Source organism: Geminicoccus sp. (genome assembly GCF_036263595.1).
Lineage (GTDB): Bacteria > Pseudomonadota > Alphaproteobacteria > Geminicoccales > Geminicoccaceae > Geminicoccus.
In genome coordinates, this window is record NZ_DATAGQ010000198.1 from 1 (window position 1) to 3,985 (window position 3,985).

At 66.2% G+C, this 3,985-nt stretch carries 3 protein-coding genes; 2 read left to right on the forward strand and 1 reads right to left on the reverse strand.

The genetic code is table 11. The annotated features are described in order from the left end of the window. Positions 1–239: 239 nt before the first annotated feature. Positions 240–992, reverse strand: a complete 753-nt coding sequence (locus VHL31_RS21485) for an FCD domain-containing protein (protein ID WP_329663288.1) — start codon at positions 990–992, stop codon at positions 240–242. 364 nt (positions 993–1,356) lie between these two features. Here VHL31_RS21485 and VHL31_RS21490 point away from each other — a divergent pair, with 364 nt between their 5' ends. Together VHL31_RS21490 and VHL31_RS21495 are read left to right on the forward strand one after the other, a co-directional pair. After that, positions 1,357–2,334 carry an ABC transporter substrate-binding protein gene (locus tag VHL31_RS21490; protein ID WP_329663289.1) on the forward strand — a complete coding sequence of 326 codons (978 nt, stop codon included), beginning with the start codon at positions 1,357–1,359 and terminating at the stop codon, positions 2,332–2,334. A gap of 123 nt (positions 2,335–2,457) precedes the next feature. Next, on the forward strand, positions 2,458–3,985 hold a 1,528-nt coding region (locus VHL31_RS21495), incomplete at its 3' end, for a sugar ABC transporter ATP-binding protein (RefSeq protein ID WP_329663290.1).

Here is a 3,985-nt window from a genome sequence, read left to right on the forward strand (position 1 = left end):
CGCCATAGACCATGATCCGTTTGGGCGGGGCAGTCTGCGCCATCGCGGCCGACGTGCCGGCCAGCAGGGAGAGGACGGCGAAGGACTTCAGTAGGGTGCGCTTGTTCATTCGTCTGCTTCCCCGATCTTGGCATGCCGGACGCATGCACCCCAGGAACTACGCGTGGGAGCAAGCTCTGCCCAGGCCGTCGATGCCGCAGCATCGGCCAGCCGCCGGACGCTACGATCATGCTATCGCTTCAGCCGTGATCGGTGACGTTCTCGGGCTCGGCGAGGAGCCCGCCGGCGGGATCGCTGCCGAAGGTCGTGCGCACAAACTCCCATGCCGTCAACAGATGGGTCCTGAGCACACGCTCGCCGGCATCGGCATCACGCCGGACGATCGCCTCGAAGATGCCCTCGTGCGACTTGTAGTTCATCCGGTCGATCAGGGTGCCGCGTGGCATCCGTGCCCAGTGCTCGGATAGCCAGTCGACATAAGCGCGATGCACGGCTGGATAGATCGGGTTGCCGGGGATCCGGTAGAGGATCCCGTGGAAGGCGACATCGGTGGCGTAGAAGCGAGGCGAATCGCCGATCGCCTCGCGGTTGGCCGCAAGCCCTCGCTCAAGCTCGGCGATGTTGGCGGGGCGCGCATGCACGGCGGCATGCCTGACCAGCGCGGCTTCCAGGAAGATACGAGTCTCGAAGAGGTTCCAGACGCCGGCCTCGTCCGCCACCAGATGCCGCACCAGTCCCCCCAACGTGCCGAGCGCCACCCCGAAATCCGGCTTCTGGACGATCGGCCGGTGGCCCGGGCGGGTCAGCAGGATGCCACGGCTGGCCAGTGCGGCGATCGCCTCGCGGACCGCGACCCGGCTGACACCGAACTGCCGCATCAGATCCCGCTCGGATGGAAGCCGCTCGCCATGCACGAGCTCGCCCGTCTCGATCATCCTGCCCAGGGCGTCGGCGACCGTGTCCCCGAGCCGGATCCCAGGAACAGGCTCCACCAGGACGCGTCGTCCCACAGGCGGATCTTCGTCTGCGCTGGCCGCCGGAGCGGATGTCGCCGGATCGTCGCTCTGTTTCGCCAACATGACCGAACAGCATCCAGTTCAACAGGTTTGGTATGACCAAACTGACCAGTCGGCATCCTGAACCTGTGCATGCTTGATGTACAGAGGCAGGCAAGCAACGCAGGACTTGGATTGACAGCTGCTCCATCAGGAGCATACGCTCTCGATATGGTCGGACCAAAAAGCCGATTGGAAACAGAGTTCGGCTCGATCTGGGCCGGATCGGCGCGGCCCACAGTCAGGGCGCGAGCAACATTGGGCCAGCGCTTGAGCCGGTCCGTGGTCGGGAGGAACGAAGATGTTCAGACGTACGGTCATGAGGCTTGCCGCTGCGACGGCGGTGGTCGCGCTGGGCGTGGGAGTTGCCCAGGCACAGGAACTGCCCAAGCTGGAGAAGAAGGACACGTACCGTGTCGGCTTCGCCCAGACCGAGAGCAACAATCCGTGGCGCATCGCTCAGACCAAGAGCATGCAGGACGAGGCGCAAAAGCGCGGCTGGCAGCTGGTCTACACTGACGCGGCGGGCTCGGCGGCCAAGCAGGTGGCCGACGTCAACTCGATGATCGCCCAGGGCGTCGACGCGATCTTCCTGGCTCCCCGCGAGGAGAAGCCGCTGATTCCGGCCGTGATGGCCGCCAAGCGCCAGGGCATCCCGGTGATCCTGCTGGACCGCTCGGTCGACCCGAGCCTGGCCCAGGCGGGCCGTGACTACGTCACCTTCATCGGCTCGGACTTCATCGAGGAAGGCCAGCGCGCGGCCGAGTGGCTCGTGAAGAGCACTGGCGGCAACGCCAAGATCATCGAGCTGCAGGGTACGACCGGCTCGTCGCCCGCCAACGACCGCGCCAAGGGTTTTGCCGACGTCATCGCGAACCACCCGGGCATGCAGATCGTGGCGAGCCAGTCCGGTGACTTCGCCCGCGACAAGGGCCGCCAGGTCGCCGAGACCCTGCTGCAGGCCCATCCCGATGCCACCGCCATCTATGCGCATAATGACGAGATGGCCGTTGGCGCGATTGCCGCCGTCGAGGCAGCCGGCAAGGTGCCGGGCAAGGACATCACGATCGTGTCGATCGACGGCACCCGCGATGCGCTCCAGGCCATCATCGACGGCAAGCTCGGCGCTACCGTCGAGTGCAGCCCGTTCTTCGGCCCGGTCGCCTACGACACGCTCGTGAAGTATGCGAACGGCGAGGAGATCCCGCCGAAGATCATCAACCAGGATCGGTTCTTCGACAGCTCCAATGCTGCCGAGCTGATCAGCGGCGCCTACTGAGCCGCGCAGTCGACGATCGGTGAGCGGGCGCCGTCGAAACGCGGTGCCCGTTTGCCGATCCAACGCCGTTTCGGCCAATGAACGCCGTTTCGGCCAATGAACGCCCAGTCGCGATCGAGACCAATGTCGACGCAGCCCTCCTCCGGGGTCGGCCGTGCCCAGCCGGGCGCGCTGCTGACCATGACCGGCATCGACAAGAGCTTTGGCGGTGTCCCGGCGCTGCGCGGCGCCGACTTCAGTGTCGGTCCTGCGGAAGTCCATGCACTGATCGGGCAGAACGGTGCTGGCAAGTCGACGCTGATCAAGGTGCTGACCGGCTACCACCGGCGCGATGCCGGCAGCGTGATGTTCGACGGCCAGCCTTTCGAGGTCGGCTCGCCGCAGGCGGCGCAGGCGGCCGGGATCAGCACGATCTACCAGGAGATCAACCTGGTCGGCTTACGCTCGGTCAGCGAGAACATCTGCCTGGGCCGCGAGCCCAAGCGGTTCGGCCTGATCGACTGGAAGCGCATGCACGAGACGGCGAGGGGCCTGCTGGCACGCTTCTCGATCGACATCGACGTGCGCCGCTCCCTGGACAGCTTCTCGACGGCTACCCAGCAGATGGTGGCGATCGCCCGGGCTCTGGGCTTCAAGGCGAAGCTGGTCATCATGGACGAGCCTACCTCGTCGCTGGACGATCGCGAGGTCGAGGTGCTGTTCGACGTCATCCGGCAGATCAAGCGGGAGGGCGTCTCGGTCGTCTTCGTGTCGCACAAGCTCGACGAGCTTTATGCAGTCTGCGACCGCGTGACGATCATGCGCGACGGCACGACCGTCCGCGCCGCCGACATGTCGGCGGTGAACAAGCTGGATCTGGTCGCGACGATGCTCGGCCGCGACCTGAACACGGTCGCCCGGCAGGGAGCCACGGCGTTCGGCGAAAAGACGCATGGCGCGCATCGCCAGGTTGTCTCGCTGGCGGGCATGAAGGCGGCGCCCCGCGTGCAGGACGCGACGCTGGAGGTGGGGGCCGGCGAGATCGTGGGCCTGGCCGGCCTTCTCGGCGCCGGCCGCACCGAGACTGTCCGCCTGTTGTTCGGCGCCGATCATCCGGATGCGGGGGAGATCCGGCTGGACGGACAGCCCTTTGCACCGAAGGAGCCCATCGACGCGATCGGCCGCGGCATCGGGTTTTGCACCGAGGACCGCAAGGTCGAGGGTATCGTGCCCGAGCTGTCGGTTCGCGAGAACCTGACCCTGGCGCTCCTGCCTCACCTGGCCAAGGCCGGCATCGTCGACGAGGCTGAGCAGGGGCGGATTGTCGAGAAATTCATCAAGCGCCTGGGCGTGAAGTGCGCCAGCCCCGACCAGCCGATCCGCGAGCTGTCAGGCGGCAACCAGCAAAAGGTGCTGCTGGCGCGCTGGCTTTGCATGAACCCCAAGCTCCTGATCCTGGACGAGCCGACGCGCGGCATCGATGTCGGTGCGAAGGCTGAAATCCAGTCGCTGATCCGGGAGCTGGCACGCGACGGCCTGGCCGTGCTGATGGTTTCGTCCGAAGTAGAGGAGATCATTGAGGGATCGGACCGGGCTTATGTCATGCGCGACGGCAGGACCGTCGCCTCCCTGTCCGGCGATCGCCTCAACGAGCACGAGGTGATGGGCGCCA

Bases quoted from the DNA above. Each gene is read 5' to 3' on its own strand.
- VHL31_RS21490 (WP_329663289.1), top strand. From the start codon at position 1,357: ATGTTCAGACGTACGGTCATGAGGCTTGCCGCTGCGACGGCGGTGGTC.